The organism is Ruegeria sp. BC7 (genome assembly GCF_056539165.1).
Genome location: NZ_JBQFUL010000004.1, coordinates 100,569 through 120,802, shown reverse-complemented (window position 1 = coordinate 120,802; position 20,234 = coordinate 100,569). Strand labels below are relative to the sequence as shown.

14 protein-coding genes and 1 pseudogene are annotated in these 20,234 nt (G+C 54.2%); 3 read left to right on the top strand and 12 right to left on the bottom strand.

Annotated elements, in window-relative coordinates; genetic code table 11:
* The first annotated feature begins 119 nt into the window (after positions 1-119).
* Entirely contained in the window at positions 120-1,556 is a 1,437-nt protein-coding gene (locus ACR0KS_RS12995) for a hypothetical protein (RefSeq protein ID WP_170566188.1), read from the top strand.
* Here ACR0KS_RS12995 and ACR0KS_RS12990 read toward each other — a convergent pair.
* From ACR0KS_RS12990 to ACR0KS_RS12980, 3 genes are all read right to left on the bottom strand, one after another.
* Complete coding sequence (locus ACR0KS_RS12990) at positions 1,553-3,466, bottom strand: amidohydrolase family protein (RefSeq protein ID WP_170566185.1); 1,914 nt, start codon at positions 3,464-3,466, stop codon at positions 1,553-1,555. The genes ACR0KS_RS12995 and ACR0KS_RS12990 overlap by 4 nt on opposite strands.
* A gap of 335 nt (positions 3,467-3,801) precedes the next feature.
* On the bottom strand, positions 3,802-4,317 hold the full coding sequence (locus tag ACR0KS_RS12985; protein ID WP_480693234.1) for a LysR substrate-binding domain-containing protein: 516 nt from the start codon (positions 4,315-4,317) through the stop codon (positions 3,802-3,804).
* A gap of 319 nt (positions 4,318-4,636) precedes the next feature.
* On the bottom strand, positions 4,637-5,977 hold the full coding sequence (locus tag ACR0KS_RS12980; RefSeq protein ID WP_170566181.1) for an adenylate/guanylate cyclase domain-containing protein: 1,341 nt from the start codon (positions 5,975-5,977) through the stop codon (positions 4,637-4,639).
* Positions 5,978-6,156: 179 nt separating this feature from the next.
* Here ACR0KS_RS12980 and ACR0KS_RS12975 point away from each other — a divergent pair.
* A pseudogene (locus ACR0KS_RS12975) lies at positions 6,157-6,327 on the top strand (IS6 family transposase); the annotation flags it as partial.
* Between the two features lie 133 nt (positions 6,328-6,460).
* Here ACR0KS_RS12975 and ACR0KS_RS12970 read toward each other — a convergent pair.
* Positions 6,461-8,206 (bottom strand): tetratricopeptide repeat protein, encoded by a 1,746-nt coding sequence (locus ACR0KS_RS12970; protein ID WP_170566179.1) that lies wholly within the window; start codon positions 8,204-8,206, stop codon positions 6,461-6,463.
* A gap of 373 nt (positions 8,207-8,579) precedes the next feature.
* Between ACR0KS_RS12970 and ACR0KS_RS12965 the strand changes: the two genes are divergently transcribed.
* On the top strand, positions 8,580-9,248 hold the full coding sequence (locus ACR0KS_RS12965) for a DUF1326 domain-containing protein (RefSeq protein WP_170566177.1): 669 nt from the start codon (positions 8,580-8,582) through the stop codon (positions 9,246-9,248).
* A gap of 505 nt (positions 9,249-9,753) precedes the next feature.
* On the opposite strand, the gene ACR0KS_RS12960 is transcribed toward ACR0KS_RS12965, so the two are convergent.
* From ACR0KS_RS12960 to ACR0KS_RS12925, 8 genes are all read right to left on the bottom strand, one after another.
* Complete coding sequence (locus ACR0KS_RS12960) at positions 9,754-11,223, bottom strand: hypothetical protein (protein ID WP_170566175.1); 1,470 nt, start codon at positions 11,221-11,223, stop codon at positions 9,754-9,756.
* Positions 11,224-11,643: 420 nt separating this feature from the next.
* On the bottom strand, positions 11,644-13,314 hold the full coding sequence (locus ACR0KS_RS12955; protein ID WP_170418123.1) for an amidohydrolase: 1,671 nt from the start codon (positions 13,312-13,314) through the stop codon (positions 11,644-11,646).
* Between the two features lie 29 nt (positions 13,315-13,343).
* Positions 13,344-14,564, bottom strand: a complete 1,221-nt coding sequence (locus tag ACR0KS_RS12950) for a serine hydrolase domain-containing protein (protein ID WP_170389184.1) — start codon at positions 14,562-14,564, stop codon at positions 13,344-13,346.
* 110 nt (positions 14,565-14,674) lie between these two features.
* Positions 14,675-15,706, bottom strand: coding sequence for an extracellular solute-binding protein (locus ACR0KS_RS12945; RefSeq protein WP_170389183.1), 1,032 nt, complete (start codon positions 15,704-15,706; stop codon positions 14,675-14,677).
* Between the two features lie 50 nt (positions 15,707-15,756).
* Complete coding sequence (locus ACR0KS_RS12940; protein ID WP_170389182.1) at positions 15,757-16,587, bottom strand: ABC transporter permease; 831 nt, start codon at positions 16,585-16,587, stop codon at positions 15,757-15,759.
* Complete coding sequence (locus tag ACR0KS_RS12935) at positions 16,580-17,536, bottom strand: ABC transporter permease (protein WP_170566172.1); 957 nt, start codon at positions 17,534-17,536, stop codon at positions 16,580-16,582. Before ACR0KS_RS12935 ends, ACR0KS_RS12940 begins: the two co-directional genes overlap by 8 nt.
* The gene (locus ACR0KS_RS12930; protein WP_170418116.1) at positions 17,536-18,597 is read right to left on the bottom strand and encodes an ABC transporter ATP-binding protein; all 1,062 of its coding nucleotides are present in this window, start codon (positions 18,595-18,597) and stop codon (positions 17,536-17,538) included. The genes ACR0KS_RS12935 and ACR0KS_RS12930 overlap by 1 nt, the downstream gene beginning before the upstream one ends.
* Positions 18,598-18,711: 114 nt before the next feature.
* Positions 18,712-19,488, bottom strand: a complete 777-nt coding sequence (locus tag ACR0KS_RS12925) for a helix-turn-helix domain-containing protein (protein ID WP_170389179.1) — start codon at positions 19,486-19,488, stop codon at positions 18,712-18,714.
* Positions 19,489-20,234: the final 746 nt, after the last annotated feature.

The following is a 20,234-nucleotide window of genomic DNA, read 5'->3' as shown; positions in this document are numbered from 1 at the left end:
TCTGGGAATTCACGTGTCATTATATAAGCTGATTTGATTGGTTGAAATTAAGCAATTGTCTCATGTGGTCGGCCGCGCAGGACCCTTTTCCAAGCGTCAAGGTGCCGAAGGAGTAACGAATGTTTGGAGTAACTATCGCCGGCAAGAGAGTCGATTGGCGCGAAATCAGGCGCGCGTTCGGTTCGGCAATTCTGATCGCCATAGTCGTGATAATCGTTTCAGGGGCTTTTTTCTTAGCATTGAACTTGGCAAGTGCCGTAACCGACGACGCGAAGCTCAGAATAAAGGTCGCGGAAGCGATTGAAGAAGGGAATTTGACTGCGGTGCACCGGTTGCTCAACAACCGGGAAAGAGGCGTGTTTCAAGACAATGATTGCCTCATCTTGTCGATGGCGCTGAACGCTCATGGAACCGCGTTGGAGAGGGCAGTATCACCATTTGGGCGCCCACTTATCGAAGGCCGCGAGACAGTCGAGGACAATCCTCTGATAGAGGTGGTTTGCGGTCGTTTAATGGACCAGGTCGTAAACGGGAACGAAGAGTCATACCGCTTTGTACCTTACCATAGGTACATGCACGGTGGGCGCGCCTTGGCCGAGCTTGTCGTGCCTCTGGTCGGCGTTCAGGGTTTTCGCAATCTATTGCTGACGGCCAACTCTCTGACACTGCTTTTGGTGGCCGTGATCACACTAATCCGCGCAAGCCGACCAGACATACCGACACCGGCTCGATCGATAAATCTTGGGCTGTGCCTGATGTCAGTATTGTTGCTCACCTTGTCCGGCGTTCAATACTTCGGAATGTCGCTGTCAATCGGACCGGCGGACCTGTTCGTTCACTTTCTATTTCTTGCAATAGTCTCGTTCGGGGCGATTGCCTGCCGACGCGACACGTATTTGGCTATCATCGGGATCGCAGCGGCATTCATTATCTATTTTGAGTTTCTGACAGGCCAAATTCCATTGGGCGTGGCTTTTGTCATACTGCTCCCTTTCTTCTGCCTGACCTCTGATGAAGATGTCCCTGAGGCCGTGCTCAGAAGCGTTCTGGGGACGTTTGTTTTCTGCACGATCTGTCTGGGCCTCATGCTTGCGAAATACGGGGTCACTGCCCTTGTGTTCGGACCTGAGGTCTGGAGCAATATCTTCGACCAACTGGAAGAAAGAACTTCGCTGGGAGAGTTTTCATTATTTGAAGTTTTCGCACGACTGGCCTACCGAACCCATCATATCGCCTACGGCTCGACCGTGCTGGGCCTGGCTTACTTGGTTTTGGCGATTGGGCTCTTTTTCCATTGCTTTTGGCGTGACCTGCAAAGCGGAACTATCTATCGCCAGTATCGTGCGTTTGGACTGCTTGCGGCTGCGCTGAGCATACTTGTTTGGTACCTGGCATTCTCAAGCCACAGCGCCATTCATTCGTGGTTCATGATCAGGCCGATCGGTCTGTTCGCAGCGATGGCCTGTTCTTACAAGATCCTGGAAATCAGCTCGCCGACCAACAGTAATCGCGCCGCACGTGCGACGAACTTGGCGGAATATGAAAGCACGGCTTAGTTCGGCGCCGTTGCCGCAGGAATTGTCCGCCCACTCGTTTTTTGCATGCGCATTGAGACAGCTTGCGCCCAGTCGCGTTGGGCCGTTTCCCGATCTTCAAGCACTCCGTGAACGATGCACAGAAACAGTTCGGAATCGTCTGGGCCATTGGCCTGAGCAAACCAATCGGTGACCGGCGGAGCGGGAACGGCAGCTTTCGCCAAGCGACGCTGAACCGGTTGTTTTTGCAACGGTTGATCAAGCGAGGCCTGATCGTCGGTGATATCATCAATCAGCGTCGGGCGCGTCGTTCCGGTGTCCGGGGTCAGAATGCCCATGATCTGTTCACGGCCTGCCGGAACAAAGCGACCTTCTTCTTCGACCGGAAATCGGATTGCCTGCCCCGGATTGACGTCCTTAAGCACTTTGCTGTCCTTGACCACGATGGTCCCGTTCACCAGAACATACGGAATTCCGGTCGAAGGCAGACCGTTCTTGCCTTTTGAATAAGTCGCCTGTTCGGTAACGTTTTCCGGGTCAAAGATGACGATGTCTGCAACCATACCTTCCTGCATCCGACCACGGACCTGCATAGCCTTGAGACCCGTATCGCCAAGGCGTTTGGCATGAGAATAGCTGAGCTGCGAAAGCGACAACATCAGAGGTATTTCAGCCTCTCTCGCAAGCCGCAGAACAAGGGCATGACTACCTGCGGCTCGTGGGTGGCCAGCGTAGTCCTCGTAGGCGGAGTCCCAACTTAGCCGATTACCCTCTGCGTCCAAGCCGGGCATTCCGTCGCCCGATACGCTATATCCTGCAATCTGAATCCAGTCGTTCAGCCATTCCTCACGCGGCGGGCTGAAAGCAATGGCTGTCCGTCCCGGTTCATTCTTGGCAAACTCCAGGAACTCTTCCTTCGTAACAAATCGGTCGAGTTGAGGGTCAAAGATGGTTTCTTCATATTTGTACCCCATACCCGCTTCCCAATTGTCAGGGCCCAGAATGGATGCGCCGTAATTCCCTGATCCGGCTGTCCACGGGTAATAGCTGGACCAGACATTGTGACCCTGTTCCCGCGCCATCTGTAATTTTTCCTGATTTTCCCACCAGCCATAGTCGTTGTCGTGATGGATATGCAGCGGTGCCTTCAGAACCATTGCGTTGACCAGAATCTCGTTCACGCCGGTCTGGGTTTCGGTTGGGGTTGAGGCACTGGGATGAAAGCGATGATGCACCGAGGTCAGGCGGCCATATCGAGCGGCAGCTTTCTGAGCCTCAAACATCTCATACGTCGTGATCCCGTTTCGCGCATAGCCTATGGTTGACCCGACACCAAGCGCACCCAGACGCAGCCCTTCATCAAGCTGGGCTGTGATTTCGTTCATCTGGTCCTTGGTGCTGGGCGTGACCGACCACCCATCGACCTCGTCCTCGGCGGCCTGCGCCCTGTAGTCAAAGAAATAGGGCATCGAGATATCCGGCCCCTCCAGCGCTAGCCCGTCATGCACCCGCATCCGGGCAAATTCCTGTCCCACAACGGTGCCGAAATTGGCCTGTGTGTTGCCTTCGCGGGCGGCATACCATTCGTCGATATTGGCTGCGCCAATTTCAAAGTCCATCTGGGTTGTGACGCCATCGCGCAAGTTGACCTTGATACCCCAGGGGCCAAGCCCGTGCTGCTCGAGATCAATGAAACCCGGTGCAACAACGTGGCCGGTTGCATCGATGATCTCATCGCCCGTCAGCTCGTCGGTGGTGATACTCGTGATCCAGCCATTGTTGATCCCAACATTGGCGACCTGATCAAAGCCTGTTTCGGGGTCCATGACGCGCCCACCCAGTATGACCACATCGTAAGTCTGTGCGAATGCCGACGTGGCAACAGCCGTTGTCAGAAAAAAGGACGATATCAGCGTGCTTCTCAGTTTCATGAAAACCCCACAGGTTGCAAATCTGTGATCACCATAGATTGAGGTATCTAGAAATTCATATTCATTTGGTGAAATTGGGCCAATAAAGCTGTCATCTGATGAATGTTTTCAGGCATTTGTATGCTACCCCAAACCATGAATGAAGAACCCACCCAGAGCACTATGCTCCTCCATCCTTTCTTCGACAGGATGACGAACCTTAGCTTTCGCCAATCAACGCTTTGTGAGCGGCCGAGGGACTAGGCGGTTCGACATGCTAGCGGCTGGAGGTCGAGGTCAGGTTGCCCTTGAAAGCTGAAACGCCCGGTGAGTTTCGCATAGCAAAAAGGGGATGATCACGGCTTCGGGGCTGTTTCAATAAGCCATGCGCGTAGAGCGCTGATTGGTGGCGACAACTGGTCACCATCTCTGCAGACGAAGTGTAGGGCGTTCTCGTCCTCAACGCTTAAATCGCTTAGATGGACCAAACGTCCCGCCGAGATATCATCAGCCACAAGAATTTCACGTACCAGAATGGCACCTTGCCCATCAATGGCAGCCGCAATCAAAACTGCAGAGTTGGGTAAAGCCGAACTTGTAAGTTGAACATCCGGTTGCCTTATCCCTGCTTTTGCCGCCCAGGTGTCCCAGTGTGGATGAAACTGATCATGCAATAGGGGCAGTTGAATTATCGCTTCAGGGTCAATCGGACCTTCGGCCACTAGTGAGGGCGCAGCAACAACAACGAGACGCTCATTCACAAGACGTTCGCAATAAAGCCCGCTTGATTGATGGCCAGCACAGACGTGCGGCGGACTGTCACTACCAAAACTAAGCCCCGCGCCGCCCGGGGATGGACGATAAACAGACAATAGACGGACGCGGGGCGGTAGTTAGAGGAGCTCAACCTACCAACACATTCCCTAGTCTAAGAACGTCACGCTTTTGTGACAGTTTAACGACAGTCTATTCACTCTTGGAGCTGGCCCATCCATGTCTGGAGCTACAAATTCGTGCATTGCCGCGCAGCGGCGAACGACCAGTTTGTCCGCATAGCAGTCGTTCATGCCGAGTATGGCGAACGACTGCATAGAGCCCAAAGCGGACACCAGGACCTCTGCTATTTCGAGGTTTGGCTGCGAAGATTACGGCCATTCGTACTGCCTACCTGAAAGTAGGTTAGGAGAACACTTAAGGACACCCGAAGATTGCCAGTTTCTCTGCTCGCCCTCGCATTTCGTAATTGCCGAGGGGCTTCCAGTCCTCTTCGCGGTTTACGTCGAAACCCGTTTCCTTGAGGACTATTTCTGATACAACGAGCCGGCAGCCAAATTCCTTTGTTGCCTGTTCAAGCCGCGCCGCCACGTTCACTGTGTCGCCAAGAACCGTAAACTCCAGCCTACATTCGTCTCCAACTGCTCCAGAGAAAACTTCGCCCGCATGTATGCCAATCCCCACTTTTACTTTCTTTAAGTTCATTCTGCCTCGTTCCGCATTCCAACGATCAATGGATTCGAGTATGGCGATACTGCATTTTAGCGCATTTTGGGCATCGTCAGCGGACGCGTCCGGGGCTCCAAAGACAGCCATTACAGAGTCACCAATGAACTTGTCGATAATCCCGTTGTGCCCATGTACTTGAGCTGTCACGATTTTTCTGTACGTGGACAAAAACTCTCCTAGCGATCCGGGCGCCAGGCCTTCGGACATTGCTGTGAAGCCCCGCACATCGACAAATAGTACCGCCGCGGATTGCAATTTCCCTTTAAGCAATTCAGCTTGTTCTGCGGTCGACAACTGTTCGGCCAATTGAGCTGGCAGGAACTGCGCCAGCTTATTCCGTCGGGTCGTTTCTTCAACCGCCCTGTTCAGAAGAGCTCTTGTGCGGACCGCTAGGAAGAACAGAATTCCACCAGTAAGAGCTACCATGAGCAACCGCACAATGTTTAGCGGTGCGTCGAAAAATCCCACTGTGCCCAACCAGTTGTCTGTCTGGGGAGTCATGGGATCCGAGGCCAGGAAGTACAGGCTTATGAGCGCCAAGACGACAAATATGAGAGCAAAGACTTGAAGCGTGGGATTGTTTCTTAGCGCAACGAGCGCCAATATGGTAAATGCCAAAAGTACCGGTGGCACGATGATAATCTGGCTCCAGGGTAGATCTATAATCTTCACCGTTGCCACCAGCAGGCTCCACCAAAACACAATATCCATAGTGGTAAACAACCACATCATCCAGGTATGGAACGAGTTTGAACGAACGACGTATAATGTAACACAGCCGACGGCAAAGTAACCGGCTGAAACAAATACAAAATATGGTGCCAAGTTCAATGCTGGATTGTCTTGTTCGAGCGTTGGAACGACGACAATGAAAAAGAAGAACGAAATTGATAAGCCGACCGCACATCTGACATATCCAATTGACCGCTCAGCGCCGAGTTCCGCTTCTAAAAGTAGATTTTCCGCATGGGTGTTCATACCCGCCACAATATCATGCCAAAGTGGAAGACCGTATAACTTCTCAGTCATTCTTGTTGATCATGCAATCTGCGACCGGACTATCGAGTTACCAAGATGTGACGTCGTTCCCGAATACGGGGAAGACAGTCTTGCAATTGCGGGTACTATCAAAAGCGAAATGGCATATCGGCGCAGTGTTTGTGAAGACCATCGGCAAGCGCTACTATTTGTGACGCGCCGTTGATTACGAAAGGGTGATGCAGCGGTTCAGGCGTATGAGAAGTTTGCAGAAATTCGCCGCAGTTCACTATTCTGTCTACAGCCACTTCAATCAGGAGGGATTTCTTACTAGCAGAGACACCTTCAAACTGATACGTTCCGCCGCTCTTTCGGAGTGCCGAGAACTTGGCGTTTCATAAAGTACAACTTAACTGGCCTAGATGAGACTGGTTCAAATTCGTCTGACGGAACCGGAAAACGTATCGAGCCCGAATAGGACGTTCATCCGGTTCCTCTCCTATCAGGCCAAGTTAGTGTCCGCGACGCTGCGCATCACCATTCCAAGCTTGCATTTTTTAGCCCCTGGTGCAGCAACTTGTTACTATCGGGAGACACATACGGCGCCCAATGCTCCCGCGAACGAATAAATCCCGGGCTGGCCTCTTCGCACTTTTTCAAAGCCCTGCTAGCTTCCTCGTTTTCCCCTGCCAGACCATATGCAATTGCGAGAATAAATAAGGCAGGAGCAAAATCAGGGTTGCGGCGCAGCGCTTGCTTGGCTCTGTCTATAGCACCAGAGTAGTCTCCCTGGTTCACGTAAGCACGCGCTAGGAAAGACAGGTGAGACGGCAACTGTGCATCAGAAGGGTTAAGTTTCTGAGCCCGCTCCATATAGCTAATCCCGTCGGGGTCGCCAGACAAATCCGATTTGTTTCCTAGTGCGTGAAGACCATACGCGTCATTAGGATTCAGTTCGACCGATATGCGAGCTTCCGCTAGAGCATCGTCGGAACGGTTTAACCATTGATAGGCAGTACTCAGTTCATGGTGAGCAGTCGCTGAAGCCTCATCATACGCAACTGCTTTCTGAGCTGAGACCAATGCTTTTGTTGCAGTTGCAAACCGGTCTTCCGTGGCACCGATTAGAACATCCTGACTGTAAGACCTGGCTAAGCCGCTGTAGGCATCTGAGTAGTCTGGTTGAAGCTCGATAGCGCGGGAGAAATGATCCCTTGCAGTGGAATTCCCTTCCGCGGTGCGTTGCCGTACTGCGGAAATCCCGCGGAGGTAGTAATCCCAAGCTGTCAGATTTTCGGTCTGGCGACTTACAGAGCGCTCTAATTCTGCTTTCGTCAGCTCCGGTGCTATAAGAGCTGAAATGCGTTGAACTAGATCATCCTGTACTTCAAAAATGTCGCTTAAGTCCCCATCGTATTTGTTCGCCCAGATTTGATGGCCATCAGTGCCGTCCACCAGTTGAGCAGAGATGCGCACCCGGTTACCACTTTTTCTTACGCTTCCCTCCAGAATATAGCGAGCACCAAGCTCTGACGCGACTTGCCTGATGTCCATGTTCTTGCCCTTGAAGGAGAAACTCGAGTTTCTTGCGATCACCTGAAATGATCGCCACTGCGTCAATGCCGTGATAATGTCTTCTGCTAGCCCATCCGAAAAGTACTCTTGTTCGGGGTCTGCGCTCATATTGTCGAAGGGAAGTACGGCAATAGCCGAGCGATACGTTCCAGGGTCGGCTAAAAAGGTGCGTTTTTCTACACCTTCGAGCTTGCCGTTGATATCCACTACGTAGACTTCCACAGGTTTGGTAATATTTTTGAGTTTTTTTGTCCCTTCCGAAACAAGTGCTTCGTCTATTTTCCCAGAAACAAAATCAAACACTGTTTTGCTTATAAGTACACCACCCGGCTCTGCGAGAGACTCAAGTCGCGCGGCAACGTTAACGCCGTCGCCGAGAAGGTTCTGGTCGTCAACAACAACATCACCAGTGTTGATTCCTATCCGAAACACCAGTTGGCCAGTCCGGTCGAGTCCGTGGTCTCGCTTAGAGCATTCCCGTTGAATCTCAACAGCACATCGAACAGCATCAACCGGGCTACTAAACTCAGCCAGAACACTATCCCCTGCATTTCCGAATACCCTACCGTGGTGGCCAGAAATACTAGCTTCGACGGAAACTCGGCTCTGACATAGACGCTCCAAAGTGCCTTCCTCGTCGTTTTCTACCAGACGGGAGTACCCAACAATATCTGCAACAAAAACTGTTGTAAGGCGACGCTCCAATGACAAGCTCCTTGTTCAACGGCTCCTGCAATACTGATAAGATCGGAGGACCACGCAAATGCCCTTTTCCCCAAGGTTAGGTAATCACAATCAGTTCCAACTTGACAAATCAGAAATTAAAAAAAGCGTCGACCAAACAAGTATTCGTCGTCCGGATTATCCGCACAGCGGTTGTTCAATCGGAGCAAACACCCAGCAGCGCAGTGAGCGGCAGCAATGTCCGTAAATTAGACGCTCGCTGCTATTGCGCGAATGACCGCATCGGGCCCATAACACCCGTTCCGCCTTAGCACCTTCGTCATGGCCGGTATGAACTTCCTGGATGTGCTATACTCGTGGAACCTTCGGATCGGTAACCAGGGGGGAGAGACCGATGACCGACAAATGGCTTTTCAAAAGCGAGACCTATGACAATTGCAATTGCGCCATAAATTGCGGTTGCCAATTCAACCTGCCGACGACCTATGGGACATGCGAATCCGCCTATGTTGGCGAAATCGTTGAGGGCCACTTTAACGAAACGCCGCTGCAAGGGCTCCGCTGGTCTGCGATATACAAATGGCCGGGCGAAATTGCCGAAGGTAACGGAAAGGCGCTGATCGTCATCGACGAACGCGCCACTGCTGCACAGCGGGCAGCGTTGGAGACGATCCTGCGCGGCGAAGGCTGCGCGCCTTTGAGCAACGTCTTCGCCGTTTTCGCCTCGACGTGCTCGGAATTCTGCGAGACGCAGTTCCTGCCGATACGACTGGAAAAGGATCTGGATGCCCGAACAGCCAAAGCCGAGATTCCGGGAATACTGACCAGCCGTGGGTACCCGCATATCAACGAGTTCACTGGCGAGACATTCGACATCGCGCTTGCCCGCAAGGCCGGCAGTATCGAGTTCACTTATGCAGAACTTGGCCTTGGCACGACCAAGGTCACGGGTGAGATGGAAATGTCGTTTGAGGACACGTGGGCTCTCTTTGTTGTCCACCAGTTCGACCAAGACGGGCTGGTGCGCGAACGGCCGCGCCTAACGGCCTGGCTTGGGGCGTAGGATGCTCACTTGCACGCTCTGACGGGCTGACAAGACCGTTGAGGAGTCGCTGCAGTGTCTGCAACAGGCAGAGTGTTTGCGTTGGTTTTAGGCTATATCGAAACAGGAAATGCCTGAAGCTTTTTGAAGCAGATCGGGTAAGGTAACACGTCAAACGAGGGCTCTTATGGTTTGCAATCCAGTCCCGCCGAAAGTCACTCATGTTCCTGATTTTTTCGCGCTCGTCACGTGCCCCTTCTGCCGCGAGCAGAGGATCGTTTCGCACCACGACTTACAGAAGGCCGGTCGTCCGATTGATGGAACCGCCGAATGGGCTTGTTCGCTGTGCAAAGGAATTAATCCGGTAGCGACGTCCGACTGACTTGACCTACACGCAAGCGTGTCGACGGCGTCTTTGTCCGCATGGCAGTCGTTCGGGCCATGATCGTTATGCGGCTGCTTTTGCCCAAATCGGTCGATGCTGCTGCAAAAACTACAAAGCACCGACCAAGTGTGTTGTTGCCACTTATTGAAGTGCCGCGAGGCTTCTTGCTCTGTTTGGAGAAAGATCCAGCGTCGCCTGATAAGCGACCGCAGCTTCATTGGGTTTTCCAAGCTCCATCAGCATGTCCCCGAGAAGTTCTCGTGCCGGAAGGACGTGGCCGGGTGTGACCGGGCTTTTGCCAATCTTATCCTCGAGATCAGCCGCGGCCGCCTGCTTAGCAACTGCGGTCTCAGAGCCCCCACCCGCCAGTTCAATCCAGGCTTCCACCGACATGATCTGTGCTTCGGTCAACTGCGCCCAATAGCCCTGCCCACGCTCCTTCATCACGGCGTGCAAAGACTTGAGCTCGGCAAGCGCGCTCTGCGCTGTATCGACATCACCGCTACGGGCCGCGCCGATACCGATCGCGAACCACCGCATGGCTACAGTTTGTGGAAATTTCTCCCACGGAATGACCGGATGCATCTCAGGTGACAGTGCCGCCGCGACGTCCCATTGTCCCTGCTCAAGAGGCAGCCGAACGGGTGCAGCCGCTAACGCATAAGCGCTTCCGAAACTGGCCTGATGATTTTGAATTGCGAGCATCTTGTCGACCAGTCCTGCAGCTTCCTCTGTATTCCCAAGTTGTAGGTGGCCGTAAACCATGTAGTCGATCGCATGCGCATAGTGGCTTTGTACCACGTCTTTTGATTGCTCAAGAGCTGCTTCAGCGGACCGGCTGTTCAGATCAATTGATTTTTCCCATTCTCCCGTTCGTGTAAAGATATGAGCGGGCATATGCAGCGCATGTGGAGCGCTTGGAGCCGTTTTATCGTAAATCTCGGCGTACGGCCTGCCTCGCTCCTTGAGTGGCGGATTGTCATATGCGTGGATCGCGTAGTGAATGACGCCAGGATGTTCTGGTGCCTTTTGATGAAGCGCGTCGAGCGTATCTCCCACCTGCGACTTTACTTTGATTCCGTCGGCCCCTCGCGGCGCCGTTGCAAGGCGCGCCAGCGCCGCAAACGCCGCGGTGTCCAAGTCGTCTGCATGTTGGTCCGCAGCTGCCACCTGTTTCTCCGCCCACGATTTAAGCTGAGCGCGGTAGCCTTCCTGGCTTGAGGCGTAGAAAGCCACGGCGGCGTCGATCAATGTTTGTTCAACGGCGTTTTCGGAGGACATTGACGCGAGTTTTTCCGCTGCAGCAGAGCCTCTCTCTGTTTCGGCTTCACTGGGAGTGCCCGGCCAAAGAGGATGAAAGTTCGACATCGCGATGCCCCACTGTGCCATGGCACAAGTTGGATCCGCAGACGCTGCTTTGTTGAACGCTTCTTCGGCTTGAATGTACATCATGTTGTGAATTAGATTCAGACCTTCGTTGAAAGCCTGGTCCGCTTTTGGGTTGCATGTCGTCTGGAAATTAGCATCCGCTGAGACTGCGGGCACGAAAACAAAGAACGAGCTAATACAGGCGACAAAAGTATTGCGGGCTTTGGTATGCAAATGCTGCATCTATCGTCTCCACATTAAATTTTGTCCGAAATTGTTTGAGCGTATGGCTCGGCGGCATCATACACAAAGTTGTACGATATGTCCGAACTGTCATCTGAGCGGCGATGCGCTCCGTTCGATCGAATATTTTCTTCCGCGGCGTGTCCGCGTTATCCGCTGAGCAGTCGTTCAAGCAAAGCAAACGTGCCGCAGCGCAGCTAAGGGCAGCTTAGTCCGCATTGCAGTCATTGAGTGGAATTGAGCGAGCGTCTGCCTCGAGCCCAAAGGCGACTTCGGCAATGACCGCAACATCCGTCGAAAAGGGCGGGAAGCGGTCATTCGCTGCGCTCGAGCCCAAGGTCTGCTTTGCTGCGCAATGCCGACAATCGTCGCGGCCTGAAAGAAGTTCTCTAAGCACCGATACAATCGATGCTTAGCATTTCAAGCTGTATGCGAAACGGCGCCTCCACAAACGGTCACAGCAATGCGCGCATTTGCTAATTGGTTTTCCTCAATCGAAAACAGGTCCTGTTCGAGAATGGCAATGTCGGCCAGATATCCCGACTTCAGACGGCCCTTTTGATCCTCGTTGAACTCCAGCCACGCATTGTCATGCGAATAAGCGGAAAGCGTGGCCATAAGGCTTTGACGGTTGTCCTGCCAGGGCGATGGCAGCTCATTGCAGTTTACCGCTCCGGCAATCGTCATCATTGTGTCGACGGGAACGACTGGCCAATCCGTCGAGAAGCAAATCTTGGCGCCACTCTCGCGTATTTTGTTCCACGCGAACGCAAAAGGGATTTGCTCGGTTGTCAGAATGTCTCCGGCCGAATAGGGAGAAAACAATCCTCCTGCGGGTGAATGCAATGGTTGAAGAGAGGCAACGACGTCGAGGGCTGCCAGACGGGGCAGATCCAAGGGGTCTATCACCTCGATATGCTCGATCCGGTGTCTGGAATCCCGTGCGCCGTTGGCACTGCGCGCTGCCTCGTAACCGTCCAGCGTGCGCCGAACGGCACCGTCGCCAATTGCGTGCGTGCTGAGTTGCAACCCCATTGCATCAGCGCGAATGCAGGCTTCGTTAAAGTGTTCGGCACTGAATACAGCATCGCCGAGGCTTTCCGGCTTGCCCGGATAAGGCGCGAGCATCAGTGCTGTGTAGCTGTCCAGCACGCCATCCATGAACATCTTTACGCGCCCTGACCAAACCATATCCGACGCAAAGCGTCGGCGCATTTCATCGGCCTCTTCCAAACGATCCAGAGGGTCGGTGTTCTTGAGGTGCATGGGCACCTGAACACGGATCGGAAGGCGCCCCTCGGCCTCAAGTTCACTCAGCAGCTCAAGTTGATAGAAGTTGCCGTCCATATTATGCAACCCCGTGATCCCGTGGGAAGCGCAGTGCTTCAGACCACGCAGTATGACTTCCTTATCAAAGGCGCGTTCCTCTGGTGTTGCGGGTGGCACGGGGTCCGCTCCTGTAACATACCCCAGAAGATCGCGCCCTCCCAGTCGCGACAGGCGCAGGACAGGGCCAAAAGCACCGGTTTCGTTCAGTTGACCTTGTGCGGTACCATCCCCAGCCATCACGATTTCCGAACCGGGGGGAACGAGGCCGCCGTGAAGAATGCCCGCCTTTTCCAAGGCAATTGTGTTTGCCCAGACGGTGTGGTGGTCAGCCGACATTAACGCAACCGGGCGCTCGGACAGGATGCGATCCAGATCTTGCCGTGTCGTTGTGACGCCGGGGCCAAGAATTTCGTAGTCGGCGGCGACCCCCATAAGCAAAGGTTCGTCGGGGTGCTCGGCCGCAAAGGCTCGCAATGCGTTTGTCAGAACATCCGAGCCCGTCGTTTCGCGCAGGTCCAACATGCCCAACTCGGCCGCTCCACCGAAAAGGTGGACATGGCTATCAATAAAGCCAGGCATGACGGTGCCGCCCGCAGCGTCGATGATTTTGGTTCCATTCCCAGCCAGAGTACGGATGTCGTCGGTGTTTCCAACAGCCACAATTATGCCGCCCTGAATTGCCAGGGCCGAAGCCTTCGGCGTGGCGTCGTCAAAGGTCAGGAGAGAACCGTTGAGGATGATCAGATCAGGTTTTGGCGACATGCGGCCTCTTGTGTCTGTGATGGTTTGAACTATTCAAGTGCGCGAATGATTGCCTCGCAGGCACGCACGGCATCGTGGCTAAAGGACTGGATCAGATAGTCGGGCCAGCTGGAAAGCTTGACGATAACCACGTCCGCGGTCAGGTCAATGAAGATCAGTTGACCAAAAACTCCGCGCGCCATGAACACGCCGCGCCTCGGGTCATGAACCCACCAGAACCTTCGGTATGCCCCTTGAGGGGACAGCACGTCATACGGGTCACCGTGCTTTGAAGGGTCCGATCCCGAACAAATCCCTGAAACCCAGCTTTCCGGCACCACTTGTCGGTCACCAACCTTGCCACCATCAGCCATCATGCGGCCAAAGCGGGCATAGTCCCGAAGAGTTGCGTTGAACCCGCCGTCAGCGAGTGCTGTCTTGGCTTCGTCTACGGTAAAAAAACCCGAATGCACGCAGCCAATCTTTTGCCAGATCCGGTTGGACAAGAGCGAAGCAAGGTCTTCGCCGCTCACACGTTCCAAGGCCCAGGCGATGACATCCGTCTCAATCGAGCGGTAAGAAAACGCCTGCCCATGGGGTCTTTCCCGGGGCAAAGTTAGAATAACATCCCGAATGGTAGGTTTGATTTCTCCCTTGCGAACCGGGCGCCAGCCCGACGCCACATCAACGCGTGTCATGTCACTATCTGGAAAGCCATAATCCTCGGTAAAGCGCACGCCGGATTGCATATCGAGCGCCTGATCCACAGTGCATCCGGCATAGCCGGTCCCAGCAAGCTCCGGTACGATATTGTCAAGCGGCTCCGAGAGGTCCAACTTGCCTTCACCGTGAAGCACACCGGCCAGAGAGCCGATCAGGGATTTGGAGACAGATTGCCCCAAATGTGCGGTGTCCGGAGTAAAGTCGTTGGCATATATCTCGGTTAAAAGCCGGTTACCTTTCAACACTAGGAAGCCATCCGTGTAGCTCTCAGTCAGCCAGTTCCCGACCGATAGTTGGCGATCATCAAAGGTCTGAAACTCCGTATCCAGCAGGTCACGAGGCGCCTGTATCAGTTCTCGGGTATTTGGGCCCGGACGAACATCGACCGTGGGAAACAGACTACGCATGTTCTGGAAGGTCCAGCGGTTGAAAGGGGCGAGGTCCCAGTTCTCGAGAGACGGACGTTTCTCAGGCGGGGGCGGGAAACCCTGCATGATGCCGATCTCACGCGCTGTTTTGGGCCTGGTGCCGGATTTGCTGTTTTGCATTTTCCATGCTCCCGCAAGGCGACCCAAACAGGGGCCGCAGTCAGGTTAAAAAAAACTTTGGAAGGGGTCGGCCCGACCAGAGATGGGCCGACCACAGGTGACTTTTAAGTTTATTGCTTAAGGCGGGTCCAAACCTTGTTGTACAGGTCCACAACGTCTTGGTCGCAAGGCTTCACAAAGTCGGGTACCGGTGCCCCTGCAGGCATCACGATTTCAGGCGCGTCGAGCATCTCGGCATCCATGAATGCCTCGGAACCTTTGATCCCGTTGGCATAACGCGCAAAGTTCGAGGTCATTGCAGCGTTTTCCGGGTCCATCATGAAGTTCACGAAGAGCTTTGCGTTTTCCATGTTGGGCGCGTCGGCAAGAACCGCGACGTTATCCATCCATCCGGTGAACCCCTCCTTTGGATAGGCGTACTGCAATGTCGGGCGATCCGCCCGGGCGCGCATGGCCGCGCCGTTCCAGCTTTGCGACAGGTCCACATCTTTCGACGTCAGCTTTTCGATCACCGCATAGTCCATGGTGCGCCAGTCACCCTTGGCATTTTCGAGCAGTGCCATCAGCTCTTTCATCTGATCGGGATTGGAGTTGCAGCGCGGATAGCCTAGGTAGCGCAGGCCGGCGTTGATCACATCATTCATGTCATTCAGCATGTTGATACGGCCCTTAAGCTCTTCGGGCGTATCGAAGATCAGGCCAAGCGTGTCTATGTCACCGCTGTAGACCGCGCTGTCGACCGTAAAGCTGGTCGTACCCCACTGATATGGGACCGAATACTTGCGACCCGGATCCCAGTATACATCGACCCAGTTCGGGTCCATGTTCTTGAAGTTGTCCATTTCGGAAGCGTTGATCTCGGCCAGTAAGCTTTCGCCTACCATGATCGCGATCATGTAGTCGCCAGGAACAACAACATCATAGCCGGTGTTGCCCTCTTTGACCTTGGCCAGCATGGTTTCATTGCTGTCATAGCTGTCCAGCGTGACCTCAATATCGTATTGGGCTTCGAATTTCTCGATCATCTCTGGGTTGGTGTAGTTCCCCCAGTTAAAAATGTTCAGTTTGCCTTCGGCATGCGCTCCTGCCGCGCTGAACGCCAGGGCCGAGATGGCTGCGGATTTGAGAAGAGTGTATTTCATTTTGTCCTCCGTTGAGATTGATGGCGTCCCGCAGCAGCGCGGGCTTCTTGTTATTTTCGTTTGCGTTGCAGAAAGAAGGTCAGGGCGACCATGGCTATGGTCACTCCGATCAGGATGGTCGAAACGGCGTTGACCTCTGGCGTTACGCCGCGACGGATTTGGCCCAGAATATAGATGGGCAAGGTGGTTTCACCCGGTCCGGCCACCAGAAGCGTGATGATGACGTCGTCAAGAGAGACTACAAAGGCCAGCATCGCCCCCGCCATAACACCGGGCATCAAAAGAGGCAGCGTCACATAGCGGAATGTCTGCCAGGGCGTCGCGTACAAATCGGCGGCGGCTGCTTCGTAAGTCACGGACAAATCTGACAAACGTGCGCGGATCGGCATGTAAGCAAAGGGCACGCAGAAAACTGTGTGGGCGAGGATCAGCCAGCCGATCCCGGTAACACCCGTGAGCTGGCGCAGGATCGAAAAGAAGGCCAGCGTCGCAATCGCCGTGACGATCTCGGGGATCATCAGGGGCTGGTTTATGAGCGCAATAGCCGCAGAACGGCCGCGATAAAAATCGCCACGCGTTGTCGCCAGTGCAGCCATTGTGGCAATGATGGTGGAAAACACGGTCGCGGTGAGAGCGACCTGTACCGAGATCATTGCCGACCGTCGGATGTCATCGTTTTCCAAGGCCGCCGCGTACCAGCGCAAGCTGAACTCGGTCCAGCGCACAACAGAACGGTTATCGTTGAACGAGAACACGACCAGGACGGCAATCGGTGCGTAGAGGAACAACAGAACCAGCCAGGACACGCCGGTGAACAGGGGTTGCCGGCGTAGTTCGCGCGCGTCTGTCGACGGCCGGAAGAGCGACGACAGTTTAGCCATGTCCACTCTCCTTCGAAGCACCTGCCCGCAAGCTGACAAGAAGTGCGATTAACACGACTGCCATCAGGATCAGTGCAGCAGCGGCGCCAAAGGGCCAGTTGCGGCCCGAACCGAACTGCAGGGCAATCAGGTTGCCGATCATCAGTTTCTTACCACCGCCGAGCAGTTCCGGCGTGATGTAGGCCCCAAGCGCCGGGATCAGCACTAGAACGCAGCCAGCGACAATGCCCGGACGGGTAATCGGTATAATGATGTGGCGGAACACCTGCGTGCGTGTGGCATAGAGATCATGCCCTGCCTCAAGCAGTGAAAAGTCGAACTTCTCCAGCGAGGCATAGATCGGAAGGATCATGAAAGGCAGGTAGCTGTAGACCAGCCCGGCCAGTACCGCGCCATCAGTGTACAACATCTCTATCGGCTCGCTGATCAGGCCGATGTTCATCAGCGTCAGGTTCACAAAACCCTCGTCCCGTACGATCAGAAGCATTGAGTACGTACGGATCAACAGGTTTGTCCAAAACGGCAGAGTGATGGCGAACAGCCAAAAATTGCGTTGTTCCTGCGCACGGGCCGCAATAAAGTAAGCAACAGGAAACCCAAGGAGCAGGGTTCCAATCATAGTGGTGATGGCAAGACCAAAGGAACGCCCGAAGATCTGAAGATAGGCGCTGTTAAAGGTCAGCGTGTCATCAAAAATATCCCGCTCGAACAGGAACTGCACATAGGCGTCGTAAGAGAACGTCCATTCAACGCCGCCATAGGTCCCGGGTTCAAGGAACGAGTAAACCAGGGCGATAGAGAGCGGGAACAGTCCAAAGATACCGATAATCCCGAGCGCCGGGGCCAGCAGGAAAAGCCGCGTTCTGCGCCTTTGACGCGCGCGCTCGGCCTGCGCCGCAAGCAATTTCGACGCGGCGTCCGGCTGCGGGATATGTGCAACACCGGCCATCAGTCTTCCAGCACATGCAGCATGGAGGTGTCACATTCGAGCCCGACGCGCGATCCGACGGGGCGCGGAGTGAAAACCTGGACGTGAACACTGACACCATCTTCCAGCCGCACAAGCATTTGCGACCCGGCCCCGAAATAGGTGCTGTCCACGACCTCGCCACGTAAGAGCGCTGTTTCGGCACTCTCTTCGACCACACGGATCGTTTCGGGGCGCAGAGCGACATGTACGGGGCCCGGTTCGAGCAAGGTGCTGGCAGTGTGAATCGTGAGTGGTTTGCCTTCGCCAAACCGGATTTTTGCCGCGTCTCCGTCAAAGCCAAGCAACGTAGCGTTTACGATGTTGGTGTCCCCGATAAAATCCGCGACGAATCTGCTTTTTGGGGCTGTGTATATCTCTTCCGGTGTGCCGACCTGACGTACCGAGCCTGCCGACATCACAGCGATCCGGTCCGACATCGCCAGTGCTTCCCCCTGGTCATGCGTGACAAAAACAAACGTAATGCCTGTCTCATGCTGCAGTCGCTTCAACTCGCTCTGCATTCCTTTGCGAAGTTTCAGGTCCAGAGCAGAAAGGGGTTCGTCCAGCAGCAGAACCTTTGGGCGCGGCGCCAGTGCGCGCGCCAAAGCCACGCGCTGCTGCTGCCCGCCTGACAATTGATCAACCCGGCGAGTTGCAAACTCGCCCAGCTGCACCAGGTCCAGCATCTCGGTGATGGTGCTGTCGATCTCGGCTTTCGGCCTTTTCAGCATCTCAAGGCCAAACCCGACATTGCGGGCCACACTCATGTGCGGAAACAGGGCGTAATTCTGAAACACCGTGTTCACGGGCCGATTGTTGGGTGCCAGATGGCCAATCGACTCACCGTCCAGCGCTATTTCGCCTTCGCTTGGAAGCTCGAACCCGGCGATCAGCCGCAGTAGTGTCGTCTTGCCACAACCTGACGGGCCCAAAAGCGTGAAAAAGCTTCCTGCGGGAATGGTCAGCGACACGTCCCCCAGAGCCGTCACGGCCGCCTGACCTTCGCCAAAACGTTTTGTCACATTCTTTACGTCGATCATGGTCTGATCCGGACACCCGAACTTGTTGATATGTAGAATCAGCTTAGAGCCGGGAGACTTACCCTGTGAATACCTCCAAAGGGCGGTGTGATTTGTACCCCCAAAGGGGTACGACTAATCGTTTGCCGAATGCAGAAACATTGAAAACAGGGCAGACTGGGAAGATATGTGCAACTTTCTATAGATGTTCTTGCGATGCACTTTGATCGTCGCCGGGGAAACATCCAGCAAAAGCGCAATGGACCGCGTCGAGTGCCCGCGCAAAAGGAACTGCACGACCTCGATCTCCCGATGTGTCAAACCTTTGCAAACCTTGTCGATGACCCCGTCGAAATCGACCTCGCTCTCGTCGAGTCGGCCTGACGAGGGGTTGCGATGGAAGTGCTGCTCGCAAAGCGCCGATATGATCGGATGCAAGTCAGTCAACCGTTCGACATCCCGCCGCGTGAACCGAGTTTTTCCCTCGGAAGGACCGAGAGAAAGAAACAATGTGCCATTTGCTATTGCTACGAACACCCCGATCTCGTCCGTCAGAAACAGGGATTTGTAGTAGATCCGAAAGTAGTCGGAATTGGCAAACCTGTCCGGTGTAACGTCTCTTAATACCATCACTGGTTCGTGGCGTTCACCAATGAAACGAACAACAAATGGGTCCAGCAGCCAGGCGCGATCAAGCCATCGGTCGACAACAACCGAGCGACGTTCCGAACGCACATTGTCATAGACATGTTCGGGCGCTTTTCCCGGGTTCAAAAGGCTGACAAACGCGCCCTTGAACGAAGCTGCCTCGCGCATGAGGTTCAACAACTCCGGCATAAAACTGGACGTGCCTACAGCCCTGATCGCCCCGGCGACGTTTTCCGCGTAAGTTGGCTTTTCGGACTTTCCCAAGTATCCCACCTGGCTAAAGGGCGTTTCCTGCCCAATGTGGCTAGCCGGATTTAACTTGGCAACCTTTTCGCGCAGCTATCAGCCGGGAGGGGCGTATTTTCGCACAGACTTGCTGAATCAAAGCTCAAAACCTATTCCGATACAAGATTTCAAATGTTGGAGAAGCGGAAAAAAATGACTTTAAACTATTTCTCTTTAAAGGCTTAACCTAATGATTAGCCGTCCTCTGGCCATCTTGCGCCAGTTCTGAGGAACTCTTGTTCGCCGCAAAGCATCGTGTTGCGGCTGAAACCAGTATGCTCGACGGAACCGTGAACTAAAATCCTAGTATGTCTAATCCGAGATTACCGACTGTGCCAGCATACCCGACCAGAGAGGCTTTTTTCCTGTCGCTGGAGACGAACGCTCCACTATCAAAAGCTCACTTTGTGTTCGAAGCTGCCTTTCGCTGTCAATTGCAAAAAAGACTGCTTTGGGCCGCTTGCTGCTTATGTCGCTCTCCGGCTAAGAGGCAGCTTCGTCCGCAGCGCGGACGTTGAGGTGAATTCAAGGAACGACTGCTTCGAGCCCAATTCGACAGATGCCGCGCGCTTTAAGAACGGGTGCGAACCGCGCATTGCTGCCGTTGATCATGGCAAGGACGGCCCATTCCTGCCGTTCACAATCTCCGAAGTCGCTGCATTGCAGCTTTCCTGAACCGGACATTGGTGTCGAAAGCAAACTCCATGCTCAGGCAAACGCATGTC